Source organism: Acrocarpospora sp. B8E8 (assembly GCF_039871605.1).
Classification (GTDB): Bacteria; Actinomycetota; Actinomycetes; order Streptosporangiales; family Streptosporangiaceae; genus Acrocarpospora; species Acrocarpospora macrocephala.
Genome location: NZ_JBDPLV010000090.1, coordinates 1 through 15,867, shown reverse-complemented (window position 1 = coordinate 15,867; position 15,867 = coordinate 1). Strand labels below are relative to the sequence as shown.

The following is a 15,867-nucleotide window of genomic DNA, read 5'->3' as shown; positions in this document are numbered from 1 at the left end:
GTCTGGGGGCGGATCGCCGCCCGGAAGGCTAGGATCCTCGTGATCCTTTTCCGGCTGAGATCGGCAGTGGAGGCCCCCCTCATGACGGCCATCGACCCTCGTGCCGATCAGGTGCGGCAGATCGACCAGGCCCGCCGTCTCTACGAGGCGGGCGAGCTGGACGCCGCCGCCGAGCTCTTCGCGGAGCTGGCGACCACCGAGGGCGCGCACGATCGGGCCCAGGCGGCGCTCGGGCTCGCGGTGGTGGCCGAGCGCATGGCCGAGGATCTGCTGGCGGACAGCCGGCCGGACGAGGCCGCCGATGTGGTGCTCCAGGTGCTGGAGGTGACGGACGCGCCGCGGTTGCGGGTGCTGCTGGGCATCGCCCACCTGGAGATGGCCTGCGCGGAGTTCGCCGCCGCCGTCGAGGCCGGGCCCGACGCCGACACCGCCGCGCTGGCCATCGAGCTGCTGGCGCGCACGCTGCCGCTGCGCGGCCGGGACGGCGACGCGGAAACCGTCTGGCGATACGGGTTCGAGCACGCGGACGACACGCTCGCCGCCCAGGTCAGGCAGCGGTACGACCGCCCCTAGTTCCGGCGGCGGCCCAGCGCGTAGGCCAAGTTGATCAGGACGATGCCACCCCAGGCCAGGAACAGGCCAGGGGTGCCCGCGTTGCCGGCCGCGATCGCCGTCAGCGGGATGGCGATGCCGAGCGAGCCCAGCGCCACCGGGATGTGTGAATTGTCGGGCTTGGGTGGCTTCACGCCCGCTTTGCTCTGGTGAACCGCGACCTCCGCGCGCACCCGCGCGGTGATCTCACTGTCAAGTTTCTCCAAAAACGAGTCGACGAGCGCGTCCTCATACTCAGGACCGAGGTCCCGGCGCGCTTCGAGGGTGGCTCGCAGATCTTCACGTGGCAATGATGTGTCCGGCACGTAGTCAAATCTGGCACACCCGCGCCATGACGTCATCCTCCATTCGGACGACGCCCGTGTAATGCCCGAGGGGGATCGCTCGGCCGCGCCTGTGTCTGGACTGAGGAACGCAGGGAGCGTAGCGACCGGAGAGACGAGGGAAGACACAGGCTGAAAGCGGCCGAGCCGCCGTGCCGAAGGCGCGGCCATGAACACGGTAGCGTCCGGGTATGGAGGTCGAGACGCCGTATGGGCCGGGGCGGCTGGAGATCGACGTGGCGGAGTCGCCCTGGCTGGTGCTGGCGCTCACCCATGGCTCGGCCGGGGGAGTGGACGCGCCCGACTTGCTGGCGGTACGGGATGTGGCGCTGGAAGCGGGCGTGAGTGTGGCCCGGGTGGTCCAGCCGTTCCGGCTGCGCGGGGCGCGGGCGCCAGGACCGGCCGCCAGGCAGGACGAGGCCTGGCTGGCGCTGATCGGCGCTCTGCGCGCGCGGCTACCGGGGTTGCCGCTGGTCCAGGGCGGGCGCAGCAACGGGGCCAGGGTCGCCTGCCGTACGGCGCGGGAGGCCGGAGCGGAGGGGGTGGTGGCGCTGGCCTTCCCGCTGCACCCGCCGGGCAAGCCGGAGCGATCCCGGGCCGATGAGCTGCGCGCGGCCGGGGTGCCGGTGCTGGTGGTGAACGGCGACCGGGATCCGTTCGGGGTGCCCGCCGAGGCGGACGCGGACCGGCTCGTGGTGCTGGCCGGGGAGGGTCACGATCTCAAGAGGGAGCCGGCCCGGGTGGGCGCGGAGGTGGCCCGGTGGCTGGCGGAGCGGGTCAGGCCGCGCTGCTCGCCAGATCGGTCGGCCGGTGCGGGGCGATGACGACGCCGTTCGGAAGCAACTCGCCGGTGTCCTCAAACAGGACGACACCATTGCAAAGCAAGCTCCACCCCTGCTCGGGGTGGGCCGCGACGGTTCTGGCGGCTTCTCGATCCTTCGCTTCCGCGCTCGGACAAGACGGGTCATGAGGGCACATCGCCGGGGCTCCGTGTCTATCTCGGGTCGCTCGTTGGACGGATCCCTCAGCTGGACGGGGGACGAGCGCTTGGTTGGACATGCTGCTGTGGACTACACCAGTGTGCGGTAGGTCACTCGGTCAGGACATAGCCCGTTGGGACGATTTCAACCGGTCCAGTTGGCAAGCCTTGCCGTATGTGATCTGCGGCACAAGACTGCCCGACGGATGATAACAGCCCAAGCGCGACACGCCGTCGTTCCGGTAAATGAGTGGTTACAACCCATTCGACCGGGCTAGACCGGCTAGGACCGCGTCGAGCCCGCGTTCGAAGTCCTCCTCGCCGGACTCCACCCGGGCGTGTTCCACGGTGGCGTCCGGATCCGCCCAGCCCGAGCGCTGCACCTCCACCGCGACACTGCCGAACATGTACGCCCTGAGGGTGCGCACCGCGCCCGACGGGTCGTCCAGACCGGCTTCGCGGAGGCGCTCCACCTGGTTGGCGATCGTCGCCAGGGCCATGCCCTTCGGCGGTTTGGTCAGCGCCAGCGCCAGCACGCCCGGATGTTCGAGCAGGGCAGCCCGGCCCGCCCGCGCCCAGTCCCTGGCGATCTCCTGCCAGGTCTGTCCGCCCGAGTCCACCTCGATCGTGGTGACATGCTCGGCCAGAGCGTCCATCAGGGCCTCCTTGCCGCGGGGGAGGTGATGGTAGATGGCCATCGCCTCCACCTGGAGGGCGTCGCCGAGCCGCCGCATGGTGAGGCGGCGCAGCCCCTGGCCGTCGGCGATGTGCAGGGCCGCGTCGATGATGCGCTCCCGGGAGAGCGGGACGGGCGGGCGTTTGGCGGGCATGCCGATCATCCTGCCACAGGACCTTACTTCGTACAGGCGATCAGATCGCTACGCGCCTTGCCGCTGATCACGTTCCACCCCTTGGACCGGCTTTGGCGGTGAGGCGGGCCGCCTTCGAAGCCCGGCGCTGCGCGCACATCGCCGACGACGCACCGGCCCATGCCGGCGGGCGCGTCCGAATGGGGAAGGTTACCCGGGATCTTGGTGATCGGCTTCAGGGACGCCTTCAGGCGTCTCCGGCGTGACCAGCTCCACCTCGTTCTCCGCCAGCGCGTCCAAAAGATCAGGCGGTGGGGTGGAGTCTGTGACGAGGTAGTCGGCACCCCCAAGCTCGGACACCTGGGCGAAGAGCCGGCGACCGAACTTGGACGAGTCGGCCAGGATCGCCACGCGCGCCGCCCGAGAGATCATCTCTCGCATCATCGCCGCCTCGGCGAGGTTGCTCGTCGTGTACCCGGCGACCGCAGAAACGGCACCGACCCCGATCAACGCCAGATCGCAGCTGATGTCCAGCTCGCTTCCGTCGGAAGCCCGGAAGCTGACAGGGCCGACGGTGGCCAGCGTGAGAGTGCGGACCGCGCCGCCGAAGACGTACATGTCGCGGACGGCCGAGGGCGGCAGCGCCGGGGGTACGAGCAGATTGTTCGTCACTACCGTCAGGTCGCGATGGTTGCGCAGGCTCCGGGCTACGGCAAGAGTGGTCGTTCCACCGTTGATCATGATGATCGACCCGTCCTCGACCAACGACGCGGCGAGTACCGCGATCTTCTCCTTCTCGCGTTCCTCCATGGTGAGCCGCACATCCACGGCCCGGTCGACCCGGGAATGGGTCGACTGACTGACCGCTCCGCCATAGGTGCGGACCAAGACGCCGTCGGCGCTAAGCTGGTCCAAGTCCCGCCGGATCGTATCGATGGAGACGCCGAAGCGCTCCGCGAGAGCACTGACCGTGACCTGACCGGTCTCTGCGACGTATGCCGCCAACTGGGCTTTACGTCCTGCAGGTAGGCGACGCTGCCGGTCCTGTTCGTCTAGGGCCACTGGCCCTCCCATCTCTGCGGTAGTTGTACTACGGACGAACGCAACGAAGACGTTCTGCAGGCTTAGAACAGCAGAATACAGCATGATCTCGCATCTTTCGGGCAGGATGCCGCCAACCCAGAGTCAGATGCCGGGAGTCTCCTGCGCTCAAGCGCATCCTCTGGTCTGTGCTGGCCCCAACTATGCGGTTTCTAGCCGGATTTTGCGTTACTCGGTCTTGTTGAACCACGTCACACGTTGTTAATGTGGCGGAAACCAGCAAAGAGCGGTAACACCTCGGCACGAAGGAGTTCGCGATGATCGGAGACGGCACCCGGTTGCAAGGCCGGACGAGGCGACTACTCGGGGTGATGGCGGCGGCGATGATCGGTGCTGCGGCCGTGGGGTGCGGCTCTGACGCGGGATCAAGCGCGGGATCAAGCGGGGACGGGACCGTCACGCTGGAGTTCGCGCAGTGGTGGGCGCCGGAGCTCCCGGCGGGATCGTTCGACAAGCTCATGTCGGATTTCACGGCACAGAACCCGACCATCAAGGTCAAGCTGTTGAGTGGCCCGTACGCGTCCACGAAGCAGCAGCTGGTGTCCGGAGCGGCGTCGAGGACACTGCCTGATGTCGTGGGCCTCGACGGTGCGTGGGTGAGCGACTTCGCCAAGCAGGGTGCCATCGCTGACCTGTCCGCGCTCATGGCGGACGCGAAGTACGACTCAAGCCAGCTCGCGAGCCAGATACAGGTCAAGGGGAAGACCTACATGATTCCCGTGGTGAACTTCGTCTATCCCCTGTTCGTCAACAACGATCTGCTCTCGAAGGCGGGGGTCACGACGCCTCCGAGCACGCGCACGCAGTTCTTGGCGGCGGCCACGAAGATCAGCGCGCTCGGGGGCAACGTCAAGGGCTGGGCCCTGCCACTCGACACCGCCGTTCCCAACGGCGTCCAGAACGACGTGATGTCATGGCTGTGGGCATCGGGAGGCAGCATGCTCACCCAGGACGGGAAGCCCGATCTGACCGGCCCAGGGGTCAAGAGCACCGTGGAGTACGTCAAGAGCCTGAACGACGCGGGCGTCATCGCGCCCGGAGCCCTCACCATGAAAGAGCAGGACAAGGTCGAGAAGTTCACCACCGGTCAGGTCGGCATGGTGATCGATTCCCTGGCTCACGTCACGCTGATCAAGAAGAACAATCCGGACCTGAACTTCACCGTGGTGCCGATCCCGGCCGAGGACGGCTACACCGGCAAGCGCGGCATCCCGTACGCGTCGTGGGGCATCGGCGTCGCCGAGTCCTCGGCGCACAAGGCCGAGGCGTTCAAGCTGGTCCAGTTCCTGCTGAGCCAGCAGGCGAACGCGCAGCTGAGCACGTTGGCGAACGGTTTCCCGGGCAACAAGACGGCCGAGCCGGACTTCAGCACGAGTGACCCGCTGATCAAGACGGCCTTCGACATCTACAAGGCGGGGTATCCCGCCAACGAGTTCGTGGGGTTGCCGAAGTCCGAAGACCTCATGCGCAGCTTCGATGACCAGCTACAGCTCGTGCTCACCGGCAAGCAGAGTGTCGACGACGCTCTCAGCAACGCGCAACAGTCCTGGGCGCCGGTGCTCTGAGCTTGAAGTACATCGTGGGCCGCGCCGGCCGTGCGGCGTGGCCCCCGAGCCAAGGAGACATCGATGAAGACTGCGAAACTCGACCGCGCGGCCATACCGGGAGCCGCGATGCCGGCGACGGAAACCTCCGCGGGCCGACGGGGAAGGACGCGGCCTTTCCCCGTGCGGCGTGCTGTCCCGTACGGCTATCTCTCGCCGACGATGCTATTGATCTTTGTTCTGATGATCATCCCCATCGCGATGGTGGTGAGCTATTCGTTCAAAGACAACGTGATCGTCGAGCAGAATCCGGTCTTCGCCGGCCTCGCCAACTACACCGCGGTGCTCACCGATCCCGACTTCCTGGCGGCGCTGAAGAACACATTCATCTTCATTACGCTGAGCACCGTCGCGCACCTCGTCCTCGGGCTGGCCTTCGCCACGATGCTCAACACGCCGTTGCTGAGCGGAGTGACGAAAACCATCTTTCGCATCGTCTACATCCTGCCCTGGCTGTTCACGGTCGCCGTGATCGCGGTTATCTGGCGACTCATGCTGGACCCGTCCGGAGTGGTCAACTACCTCCTGACCACGATCGGCGCGATGAAAGAGGAGGTGAGCTGGCTCTCCGACCCGAACGTGGCGCTCTGGGCATTGACATTCATCAACATCTGGGCCGGCTTCCCCTTCTTCATGATCAGCATCCTCGCCGGGTTGCAGGGAATCTCGCCCGATCTGTACGAGGCGGCCTCCGTGGACGGCGCAAGCGCTTTCCGTCAGTTTCGCAACGTGACGATCCCACAGCTGAAACCGGTGCTCCTCAGCATGGCCGTGCTCGATCTCATCTGGACCTCTCAGCAGTTCGCCCTCATCTGGATGACCACCGGTGGTGGCCCGCTGAATGTCACCGAGATGCTCAGCACCTACACCTACAAGCAAGCCTTCAGCAGTTACGAGTTCGCCACCGCGTCCGCCAGCGCCGTCATAGTCCTGCTGCTCACGATGATTCTGGCCGTCTTCTACGTTCGCCTGCAAAAGGAGAGGTGATCACCCGTGCGCACCCGCGAAAGGCGGCGCCTCGGCGCGAAGATCGCCGTGCTCGCCGGCCTGTGCGTCGGCGCGGCCTTCGCCGGCCTTCCGGTCGTGTGGATGCTGTCGACGTCGTTCAAGACCAACGGGGAGGTCTTCCAGGTCCCGCCGCGGCTGATCACCGAGAACTTCTCGTTCGACGCCTACCTGAAGATCCTGGGCGACGGAACCCAGTTGAGGTTTTTCATCAATAGTTACATCGTCGCGCTGTCGGTGACGGCACTGACATTGTTCGTGGCGATCCTCGCGGCGTATGGATTCAGCCGCTACAACTTCCCGCTGAAGCGGTCCATCAACGCCGTGATCGTCAGTGTTCAGGCCGTGCCGCCGATCACACTCGTCGTTCCCTACTTCGGTCTCGTCGTGGCGCTCGGTCTGTACAACACCTATCCGGGGTTGATCCTCACGCACCTGGTGTTCACCTTGCCCTATGCGATCATCATGATGACCGCGTATTTCAACACCCTGCCACGGGAATTGGATGAATCCGTCAAGGTGGACGGTGCGTCGAGCTGGACGGCGCTGTGGCGGATCCTGGTGCCCATTTCGGTTCCCGGACTGGTCGCCGTCGGCGTCTACACCTTCATGATCTCGTGGAACGAGTACCTGTTCGCGCTGACCCTCACCCGTACCGACGACATGCGAACCGTTCCCATCGGCATCCAGCTCCTGATGGGCCAGCACTCCTACGAGTGGAATCAGATGATGGCCATGAGCATCCTGGGATCCATTCCGGTGCTCGTGTTGTTCCTCCTCTTCCAGCGGCGATTCATCGGTGGCCTCACCTCCGGCGCGGTCAAAGCCTGACACATCTCACCAGCGGTAACCCATTACTCAGAAGGAGAAATACAGCAATGCTGACGACCGGCAAGGTGCTCTTGGACGTCGCGAATGAAAGAAACTTCGCCGTGCCCGCCTTCAACATCAGCGACTACGCCATGTTCAACGGCATCGTGGACATCAGCGAGGAGATGAACGCGCCACTCTTCATCGGGATCCATCCCGACGAGGTGCGGCACATCGGAGCGGACGTGATCGCCGCGATGACCCAGCGAGCCCATCGCTCGTCCGTGCCGATCGCGATTCACTGGGACCACGGCGCGACCTATCGGGAGATGCTGACCGCGATCCGGATCGGCTTCACGTCGGTGATGATCGATGCCTCGATGCAGTCCTTCGAGGACAACATCGCGCTCTCCAAGAGGGTCGCCGATACGGCGCACGCGGTTGGCCTGTCGGTGGAGGCGGAGCTGGGAACGATCGGCAAGACCGACAGCGAGGCTGAAGACGGCAGCGACGCCATCATCTACACCGATCCGGTGGACGCCGTGACCTTCGTGCGGGAAACGGGGGTGGACAGCCTCGCCGTGGCCATCGGCACCTATCACGGCATCTACCCGAAAACCCTGAAGCCGGAGCTCAAACTCGGCCTGCTCAAGGAAATCAAGGACAGGGTCAAAATCCCCCTCGTGCTACACGGCGGCTCGGGCAACCCTGACGACGAGATTGCGCAATCGGTGAAGCTTGGCATCAACAAGATTAACATCTCCAGTGACATCAAAGTGGCCTACCACATGAAGATGCGCGAAGTCTTGGCCGATAAGAGCCTACGTGAACCGCTCACCATCCAGCCGCCGTGCATTGATGCGATGAAGGCCGTGGCCGGACATAAGATCGACCTCTTCGACGCGGCCGGCAAGGCATCTCTGTACTGACATGACCAGTCATGTCGTCCTGGGCTTGGGGGGATGCGTCGACTACGAACTCAAGCTGTCCTCGCCGATCTTGGAGCAGCTTGTCGGCGAGTACCGGATCCACAATGCCGAGCTGACTTCATCGTCCACCGTGACCAACGAGCGCGAGCTGGTCATTTCAATTCTCACCTACCTTAAAAGGGGCGGCGGGGGCGAGCACTTCGTCGCCTCCTCCGAATGCCTGAGCGCATTCGCAGAGCGGTTCCCCAGACGAATGGCTCTGGGTGGCACCTCCGTTCGAGCGGCGATGGAGATGAGCCGGCTCGGCGTACCGTCCATCCTGCACCTGGTCAGTCTCAACGACATCGTCCGCCGCCTGCTGCCGGCAAGCTGCGACTACATCTGCAGCGGCGACCAGGACACCCTCTATCCGCACCTGATCGTGCAGTACGACCAGGACATGCGGGTTCGAGCAGGCGACATCGACATCCGTGCGCCGTTTCCGAACAGGCTGATCTACGTCAACGACCCGGCGAACGAGTCCATGCTGCTGAGTGATGAGCTGGGCTCGCTGCTTCGCGACGCACAGGTCTTTCTGATCTCGGGATTCAACGCGGTACGGGACCAGCGAACACTTGACCGGCGACTGGCCACGCTGAGAAGCCACATGCGACAACTTCCAGCTGAGGCAGTCGTGTACTACGAGGATGCCGGATTCCACGAGCCGGGCCTCAGCCAACGGGTCCGCGACGCGCTTCTGGAGGCCATCGACATTTACGGACTGAACGAAGACGAGATGCAGTCGCACCTGGGCTACGCCGTCAATCTGCTTTCCGTGACGGAGGTGGCACGCGCCCTCGAGTCGCTGCGAGCTCTTATCCCCGTAACGACCCTGGTTGTGCATACCAAGTATTGGTCGGCGGCATTCGGCGAGGGAGCCGGCGAGTACGCGGGGCCACTGAGCGAGGGCATCGTGATCGCCAGCACCCGCTATTGCCACGGCGATGAGCGCACTGACCACGACTACGAACTCATGCGGAACCGGCCGAGGCGAACGGAGGCGTCGGCGTTCGCCACGGCACTGGAAGGCCGAATGGGCGGGGTTGTTCGTTGCCTCCCTGGCTTCGATCTTGACGTTGCCGCGCCCACGACCATCGGGCTCGGCGATGCGTTCGTCGGCGGTTTCCTCGCCGCGGTCTCCCGGGGCGGTTCCAAGCAGTGAGCACGTCGCGGCGGCGGCCTCGGTGGCACGGTCGCCGCCAGGACGGCGTACGCTACCGGCAGTAAGCGTTGGACAGAGTTTGAGGGGCTGACGATGGCGTTTTTCCGTCCGCGTGTGAGCCGGGAGGCGGAGGTTCGCTACCACGCCGACCAGGAGGCGGCGAAGGGCTATCCGGCGATGCTGGAGAAGGCGCGTTCGGCGGAGCGGGAGTATCACGCCAAGCGGGCCGCCCACGCGCCGGGCGCGGAGCTGCGGGCCGCCGGGGTGGCGCTGGACCAGGCGATCACGGGGGCGCTGCGGTCGGCCGAGTCGGCGCAGCGGGCCACCTTCGGGGTCAAGGCGTATGACGACCGGATCCGGCGCAGGAAGGGCCGGGCCACGCCGGAGGGCGCCAAGTGGACCGCCGAGGTGAACCGGCTGCGCACCCTCCGCGAGGAGCACCGCCTGACCGGGATCGTCCGGGTCCCCGGATAACACGGATACCTACCCCGCCTTGGCGTCCGCTGTCTCACGATCTTGTCCAGTGGTGCTTGGCCAGGGAGAGGGACCGTATGCACCTTCGGTGCCATGTCGGCCTGTGGAGCCCTTTGCGGCCCCTCCTGTGGGCATCCGCGTTACCGAGAGAAGGTTTATAGCACCCATGAACGGGGTCGGCTCCGCTGTTCTCAGCGCTAGACATGAGTCCCGCCCGGGAAGAAGTAACACCAGAGACTCGCCGGTGCCCTGACAGACCCCCGGCTTCGTCCGGGGTCTTTTCTGCGTTTGAAGCCAAACCAGCCCGGTCCCCGGCCCGGGCCCGGCGCAGCCGGTTACCTCTCCTCCCGACGGCCTCGATGACGAGCGATCGTCTTCTGCCATTCCTGCTCGGAAGGCCACCTCTCCGCCGGGGTGACGAAGCTCCCGGTGTCCGCGACGGTGTACACCCAGCCCTTCTCCCGCAGGACGGCCGTCGCTTCCCCTGCCGTGACCAGGCTGGTCTCGAATCGCCTGGCGAGCAGCCTCCGGCTCGGGATCTGGCGGCCCGCCGGGATGTCACCGGCCCGGATCCGGGTGGCAAGTTCATCGGCGATCACCAGATACGCCGGCATCACCGCAGGGGCGGGTGTGGTGTCCTCCGGTCCGACGAACGTGCCCGCCCCCGGCACCGTGTGCGCCAGCTCCCGCGTCCGCAACGCCTCATGCGCTTTCCGCGAGGTCGTCATCGAGACGTTGTACCGCTTGGCCAGCTCGGTCTCGCTGCCGATCCGATCTCCGGGAACCAGTTTCCCCTGGCGGATCTGTTTCTCGATGTCGTTGGCGATCCGCACGTACAGCGGGTCCTCATCCCCCTGGCTCAGATCGCGCGGCGGGCGTCCCGGACCCCTGCCGGATTCCCGCACCCAGTCCTGGCCGCCCGGGACGGCTTCGTTTCCACCGGTCATCATCTATTCCCGCCCCCAGCAGGACCTGTTTCGTTAAGGCGCGACACCATTGACTTCCGCTGACGTCCGCTGGGCGGGTCGTTCAACGGCCGCGACGGTGGGTGAGCGTGACTTCGATCTCCCCGCTGGGGGTGGTCGGGCCTCCTGTCAGCGGGGCAAAGCGGTCAACTCGGGCATACAGGAGGCCCTCCCACGTCTGAGGACCGCAGGTGAGGCGCGACACCATCGACACCATCGGCGTGTGCGTCAGCGGCGGGAACCGGGCCGGAGGGCCCGCGTCGACCGTAATCCGCGGTCAGAACTACGGCACCGGTTACCGGATGGCGAAACGAGAGAGGAATCTTCATGGTCCGATTCGTCTGGGTGGGGTCGTTCAACGGCCGCGTAGATAGGTGAGTGTGACCTGGATCTCCCGAAAGAGTTTCGTCGCCGGGGGATCGGTGAAGACGGCCAGTGCGGTCAGCGCGTGCTGCCACTGGGTGCGCGCCTGCGGGAGGCGTTGCATCGTGGCCAGGGCCTTGCCCATCCCGACCAGGCTCAGCCCCTGGTGCCAGCGGTCGCCCAGCTCGCGGTGGACGGCTTCGGCGGCCCGGTGCAGGGTGACCGCCTCCTCCGCGCGGCCCTGCTCCCGGTGCAGCTCCGCGGCCGCGTCCAGGGCCACGGCTTCGCCGCCGCGATGGCCGAGCTCGCGGTGCAGGTCGGCGGCACGCTGGTAGGCCTCCAGCGCGTCGGCGCTCTGGCCGGCCGCGCGCTGCACCTGGCCGAGCTCCAGCAGCCAGGAGCCCCGCCATATCGGATTGCCGACGGCGGCGGCGGTCGTGGCGATCGCCAGCGCGGCGTCGATGGAGGCTCGCGCGCTGATCAGGTCCCCTTGCATCCGGTGGGCGCGGGCCAGCAGGAACAGCGCGTTCCCCTGGGAGTGCCGGTCGTGGAAGTAGTCGAAGACCTCCACGGTCTCGCCGAGGAGGTGCGCCGCTTCCGCCGCCCGGTCCAGTTCGATCAGTGCTTCGGCTTCGTTGGTGCCGGTGACGGCCAGCCAGTGGGCCATGTCATCGCCGTCGAGTCCGGCGAAAATGAGCGAGCTGTCCTCAAAGTGCATGCATGCCTCCCGCAGGCGGCGCCGGCGCAGGGCAAGCAGGCCGAGCGCGTTCACCGAACGCGCCTGACCGAAACGGTCGCCCAGGCGGCGGTAGATCTCCAGCGCGTGCCGGTGGTGGGATTCGGCATCTCGGGGGCGGCAGGTCCGGGCGTGGAGGTCGCCGAGGCTTTCGGCGGTCAGCGCCTGACCGGCCAGGTCGCCGTCGGCGACGGCGGAGGCGGCCCCGACGGCGGCCACCTGGCGCCAGTCGGTGACGGCGTCGCGGTGGGCGTAGACGGCGCGCAGCACGGCCGACATCCGCCACGCGAGTCCGTGCAGCCCGGCCTGCGCGGCGAGGCGGACGATGGAGACGATGGTGGCCCGCTCGTCCTCCCACCAGGCCAGGGCTGCCTGCGGCGTGTCGAAGGTCTTGGGCGTGACCCCGGCCGGGACCTCCTCCTCCAGGTCGTAGGCGTCGCACGGGGCGAGGGCGTACTGGAGCCAATCGCAGGCGTGCAGATACCAGCAGACCGGCCGCACCAGCGCATCATCCGCCTGCGTGGCGGATCGCCGGGCCCGCACGGCCGCGTGGGCACGCAACGGCTCATCGATCCGGTACCGTCCGGGCACCACCCGCCTGATCAGACCCACCCCCGCGAATGCCTCCAACAGGCCCAGGACCGGCCCGACCCGCCTGCCGTCCAGCGCGGCAGCCGACTCCACCGAGAAATCAGCCCCGGGATGCAACCCCAGCAGCCCGAACAACCGCACGGCATCATCAGGCAGCGCTAAGAGCCCTTCTTCTCGTTCAGCGCGCGTCTGGACGTCCATTGATCTCCCTACCTCTCGGTTTGGCTGATCCGGAGGAAACTGCCAGGAACGTGCATGGCAAGGAGAGGCCGCGGGGGCAACTCCTGGCGGGGCACCAGAGAAGATGGCGGAGCAAGAGGAGCCCGATGCCCGGGAAGGTCCGGGTCGAGCGACGTCTGCGGGGTGTCGTCGTGCGGGGGCATGCCTCAGACGGTAGGGCGGTCCGCACGTAGCCTCAACGAGTTTGCAGCAGATTGCGTCAGCTACCTTGCAGGGCCCTAAGCACGCGTACGATGATCGCCCGAGCCCCACTCCCAAACGCTGCCAATTCGCTGAGTCTCTGAAACGCCTTGCCATAGAGCGCGATTTCACGGGGTTGTGTGATCATGATCTCGGCGGATATGGCTTCGACATGTACCATTCGGTCGTCAAACATAATGAACTGATTAGTGGGGACCTCGTAGGCGGCACTGGACGGGACGATTCCCAGTCGTATCCTGGAGAGCGACGATACCGCAAGAAGCCGATCTAGTTGGCCAACCATGACATCTGTACCGCCGACTGTGGTTAGTAGCGCCTGCTCGGACATCACGATATGAAAGCGATGGTTTCCCTTGTAGAGGATCTGTTGTCGCTCCATCCTCTTCGCAACGCCAGCATCCAAGTCATCGGGAATCTCGTAGAAGCTTATGACCTTGGCCATAACGGCCGCAGCGTATTCCGCCGTATGCAGGATTCCGGGAACCAATACGGGCTCATACCATCGAAACAACTTGGTTTCGGCCTCAAATCGGATCGAGGCTTCTTGCCTCTTGCGAGTGCCGGTGTAAAGATTTCGTCGCCACTCGACATACATTGTTTCGATATTGCGCACCGTGGCGATTAGATCCGCCACATGGTCTGTGGCGGAACAGTGAAGGCACCAGTCTGCAATATCCCGTTCTGACGGCGATTGCTTGCCATACTCAATTCTGGACACTTTTGAGCTGTGCCAACCGGCAAGAATTGCGAGTTGCTTGCCGGTCAGCCCCACGTCTTTACGCAGCTCACGAAGCCTGCTGCCTAGCGCTTCCTTAGCCTGATGAACTGTACTCGACAAGGAGCACGCTCACCGTACAACGAAGTCGTCATGCGGGACCGCAAGATCCCATGTCGCATCTCTAGCTTGTTTGCAGAGGCCGACGAGATAAGGATACCGTGCTTCGACGCCTCCAATGAAATTCCCGTCAGTCTCAAAGACGGTGAACACGAGTCGGCTATCATCGAATAGCCAGAAGTCGTCAACCGGCAGAGCTATATCACGTACGAGGTGTCGAGGAAGCCATCGAATGTCCTCTCCTGCCGCAATATTTAGCGGCGCGACTGCCATTCCCCAGCGAGTATAATCAGTGTATGGACTTGAGACTATCCTTACCCGCTCAATGCGTCGACCTGAGTCAGAGACTTCGCGTACGAGATCAAGCCATGGTCTATGCCATTCGAAGTCATCCGACTCTCCTTTGAGGAACCGGTCGAATGGGCCTCTTTCGTCGGAGGTGTTGTAGGTGTCCTCTAGCTCCAGATGGAATGCGGTCCGGTGGAATGACCGGAAGAGATTTTCGAATTCATCACCCTTCAGCAGTTCCATAGGGATTGTCCTTCGGTAGGTGAATCATGAGTCTTTTTGGAACCGCGATGACGGTCTCATGGTCGGGGATGTCGAGCTGGGCCAGCGTCTCTGGGTCGGTGATCCTCCAGCCCTGGATGATGTAGATGTCCTTCTCGTACATGGTCTCATCGGTGTCGTACAGGGTCGGCGACCCTCCACCCTGCGTCTCTTTGCCGAGGAACCTCACTCGCATGGCTTGGCCTCCCGATACCGGATTGCAGATGATTGTGCAACGTCATAAGCGATGCTCGGGCAAACATGCGCAAACGTCAAGTGCTAGCTTGTGACCTGCACTTTTGCACGCTCCGTGCGATCACGAGGGTGTGGCCGCGGTGCGCCTCCCTAGTAGCCGACTCCGTAGAGGGAGCCCCAGGAACGTCTGGCCGCTTTGGCGAGGAGCTGTCCGCTGCGCTGATATCCGGCTTCCACTGCCATCGACCATGCGTTAGTGTGTTCGAGTCGTGACGGTGTGTGGCCGGTGTGCGGGAGGAGGGCTCGGGTGAGGCTGCGCTACAACTTCAGGCTCTACCCCGATGCCTTCCAGCGTCAGGCGTTGGCGCGGTTGTTCGGTTGTGTCCGGGTGGTGTGGAATGACGCGCTGGCGATGCGCAAGGCCGCGCGCAAGGCCGGGCTGCCCTACATCAGCGGCGGCGACCTGCAGAAGATCTGCATCACCGCGGCCAAACGGACGCCGGAGCGGGAGTGGCTGCGTGAGGTGTCCCCGGTCCCGCTTCAGCAGTCGCTGCGTGACCTGGACCAGGCGTACCAGAATTTCTTCGACTCGGTGCGGGGGAAGCGTAAGGGTCCGCGGATGGGGTTGCCGGTGTTCAAGTCGCGCCGGGATCGGCGCCAGTCGGCCCGGTTCACCCGCAACGCGTTCAGCTTGGGCGGTGACGGGACGCTGTATCTGGCCAAGATCGGGAGCATCGAGGTGCGCTGGTCGCGGGAGCTGCCCGCAGCACCGTCGTCGGTCACGGTCATCGTGGATGCGGCGGGCCGCTATTTCGCCTCGTTTGTGATCGAGGTCGATGATGCCGGGCAGGTGCTGGCCGAGGCGGAGGCCGGGGTCGGGATCGATCTGGGGTTGACGCATTATGCGGTTCTGTCGGATGGCACGAAGATCGCCAATCCGCGGTGGCTGCGCCGCCGGGCCAGGCGGCTGGCCCGGTTGCAGCGGGCGTTGTCCCGCAAACAGAAGGGCAGCAAGAACCGGGAGAAGGCGCGGATCGCGGTGGCCCGCCAGCACGCCAAGGTGGGCGACGCGCGCCGGGATTTCCTCCACCAGACCAGCACGGCGATCATCCGCGAGAACCAAGTGGTTGTGATCGAGGATCTGGCGGTGTCGGGTCTGGCTCGCGGTCGGCTGGCGAAATCGGTGAACGACGCGTCCTGGGGCGCGTTCCGTACCCTGCTAGGCCCGTTTTCCGTAGGTGGGGATGATTGGGGCATCTTCGGCGCGGCTTGTTGATCGTGGCAGTCCGAGCCGGTAGTTCCTGAGCCTCGTGAGACAACCAGCGCAGTTCGGCGGCCCGAGTGT

At 65.1% G+C, this 15,867-nt stretch carries 18 protein-coding genes; 9 read left to right on the top strand and 9 right to left on the bottom strand.

The window, feature by feature from the left end; genetic code table 11:
• The first annotated feature begins 81 nt into the window (after nucleotides 1-81).
• Nucleotides 82-573: a hypothetical protein gene (locus tag ABGB08_RS47765; protein ID WP_155357730.1), complete on the top strand. Its 492-nt coding sequence runs from the start codon at nucleotides 82-84 to the stop codon at nucleotides 571-573.
• Here ABGB08_RS47765 and ABGB08_RS47760 read toward each other — a convergent pair.
• Entirely contained in the window at nucleotides 570-902 is a 333-nt protein-coding gene (locus tag ABGB08_RS47760) for a hypothetical protein (protein WP_347604959.1), read from the bottom strand. The genes ABGB08_RS47765 and ABGB08_RS47760 overlap by 4 nt on opposite strands.
• 224 nt (nucleotides 903-1,126) lie before the next feature.
• On the opposite strand from ABGB08_RS47760, the gene ABGB08_RS47755 reads away from it, so the two are divergent.
• On the top strand, nucleotides 1,127-1,759 hold the full coding sequence (locus ABGB08_RS47755) for an alpha/beta family hydrolase (RefSeq protein ID WP_347604956.1): 633 nt from the start codon (nucleotides 1,127-1,129) through the stop codon (nucleotides 1,757-1,759).
• Here the strand turns inward: ABGB08_RS47755 and ABGB08_RS47750 are convergent.
• The 3 genes from ABGB08_RS47750 to ABGB08_RS47740 all read right to left on the bottom strand — a co-directional run bounded on the left by ABGB08_RS47750 (nucleotide 1,713) and on the right by ABGB08_RS47740 (nucleotide 3,797).
• Nucleotides 1,713-1,913, bottom strand: a complete 201-nt coding sequence (locus ABGB08_RS47750; RefSeq protein WP_155357727.1) for a DUF5999 family protein — start codon at nucleotides 1,911-1,913, stop codon at nucleotides 1,713-1,715. The two genes, ABGB08_RS47755 and ABGB08_RS47750, sit on opposite strands and share 47 nt — an antisense overlap.
• A 255-nt stretch (nucleotides 1,914-2,168) precedes the next feature.
• Nucleotides 2,169-2,744 carry a TetR/AcrR family transcriptional regulator C-terminal domain-containing protein gene (locus tag ABGB08_RS47745; protein WP_347604953.1) on the bottom strand — a complete coding sequence of 192 codons (576 nt, stop codon included), beginning with the start codon at nucleotides 2,742-2,744 and terminating at the stop codon, nucleotides 2,169-2,171.
• 189 nt (nucleotides 2,745-2,933) lie between these two features.
• On the bottom strand, nucleotides 2,934-3,797 hold the full coding sequence (locus ABGB08_RS47740) for a DeoR/GlpR family DNA-binding transcription regulator (RefSeq protein WP_347604950.1): 864 nt from the start codon (nucleotides 3,795-3,797) through the stop codon (nucleotides 2,934-2,936).
• Nucleotides 3,798-4,081: 284 nt separating this feature from the next.
• On the opposite strand from ABGB08_RS47740, the gene ABGB08_RS47735 reads away from it, so the two are divergent.
• The 6 genes from ABGB08_RS47735 (at nucleotide 4,082) to ABGB08_RS47710 (ending at nucleotide 9,847) form a co-directional block, all read left to right on the top strand.
• A complete protein-coding gene (locus tag ABGB08_RS47735; protein WP_347604947.1) occupies nucleotides 4,082-5,389 on the top strand; it encodes a sugar ABC transporter substrate-binding protein in 1,308 nt (435 codons plus the stop codon).
• 63 nt (nucleotides 5,390-5,452) lie between these two features.
• Nucleotides 5,453-6,415 (top strand): sugar ABC transporter permease, encoded by a 963-nt coding sequence (locus ABGB08_RS47730; protein ID WP_347604944.1) that lies wholly within the window; start codon nucleotides 5,453-5,455, stop codon nucleotides 6,413-6,415.
• Between the two features lie 6 nt (nucleotides 6,416-6,421).
• The gene (locus ABGB08_RS47725) at nucleotides 6,422-7,264 is read left to right on the top strand and encodes a carbohydrate ABC transporter permease (RefSeq protein ID WP_347604941.1); all 843 of its coding nucleotides are present in this window, start codon (nucleotides 6,422-6,424) and stop codon (nucleotides 7,262-7,264) included.
• A gap of 47 nt (nucleotides 7,265-7,311) precedes the next feature.
• Nucleotides 7,312-8,172, top strand: a complete 861-nt coding sequence (locus ABGB08_RS47720; protein WP_347604938.1) for a ketose-bisphosphate aldolase — start codon at nucleotides 7,312-7,314, stop codon at nucleotides 8,170-8,172.
• A 1-nt stretch (nucleotide 8,173) separates the two neighbouring features.
• Entirely contained in the window at nucleotides 8,174-9,373 is a 1,200-nt protein-coding gene (locus tag ABGB08_RS47715; RefSeq protein ID WP_347604935.1) for an ADP-dependent glucokinase/phosphofructokinase, read from the top strand.
• Between the two features lie 93 nt (nucleotides 9,374-9,466).
• Nucleotides 9,467-9,847 (top strand): hypothetical protein, encoded by a 381-nt coding sequence (locus ABGB08_RS47710; protein WP_347604932.1) that lies wholly within the window; start codon nucleotides 9,467-9,469, stop codon nucleotides 9,845-9,847.
• Nucleotides 9,848-10,182: 335 nt separating this feature from the next.
• Here the strand turns inward: ABGB08_RS47710 and ABGB08_RS47705 are convergent, their stop codons facing one another.
• From ABGB08_RS47705 to ABGB08_RS47685, 5 genes are all read right to left on the bottom strand, one after another.
• The gene (locus ABGB08_RS47705) at nucleotides 10,183-10,797 is read right to left on the bottom strand and encodes a GntR family transcriptional regulator (RefSeq protein ID WP_347604929.1); all 615 of its coding nucleotides are present in this window, start codon (nucleotides 10,795-10,797) and stop codon (nucleotides 10,183-10,185) included.
• A 370-nt stretch (nucleotides 10,798-11,167) separates the two neighbouring features.
• Complete coding sequence (locus ABGB08_RS47700) at nucleotides 11,168-12,703, bottom strand: tetratricopeptide repeat protein (RefSeq protein WP_347604926.1); 1,536 nt, start codon at nucleotides 12,701-12,703, stop codon at nucleotides 11,168-11,170.
• A 238-nt stretch (nucleotides 12,704-12,941) separates the two neighbouring features.
• Complete coding sequence (locus tag ABGB08_RS47695; RefSeq protein ID WP_347604923.1) at nucleotides 12,942-13,781, bottom strand: helix-turn-helix transcriptional regulator; 840 nt, start codon at nucleotides 13,779-13,781, stop codon at nucleotides 12,942-12,944.
• Nucleotides 13,782-13,790: 9 nt separating this feature from the next.
• Nucleotides 13,791-14,309: a DUF6879 family protein gene (locus tag ABGB08_RS47690; RefSeq protein ID WP_347604920.1), complete on the bottom strand. Its 519-nt coding sequence runs from the start codon at nucleotides 14,307-14,309 to the stop codon at nucleotides 13,791-13,793.
• Nucleotides 14,290-14,523, bottom strand: coding sequence for a hypothetical protein (locus tag ABGB08_RS47685; RefSeq protein ID WP_347604917.1), 234 nt, complete (start codon nucleotides 14,521-14,523; stop codon nucleotides 14,290-14,292). Before ABGB08_RS47685 ends, ABGB08_RS47690 begins: the two co-directional genes overlap by 20 nt.
• 306 nt (nucleotides 14,524-14,829) lie before the next feature.
• Here ABGB08_RS47685 and ABGB08_RS47680 point away from each other — a divergent pair, with 306 nt between their 5' ends.
• On the top strand, nucleotides 14,830-15,798 hold the full coding sequence (locus ABGB08_RS47680; protein WP_347604914.1) for a transposase: 969 nt from the start codon (nucleotides 14,830-14,832) through the stop codon (nucleotides 15,796-15,798).
• Nucleotides 15,799-15,867: the final 69 nt, after the last annotated feature.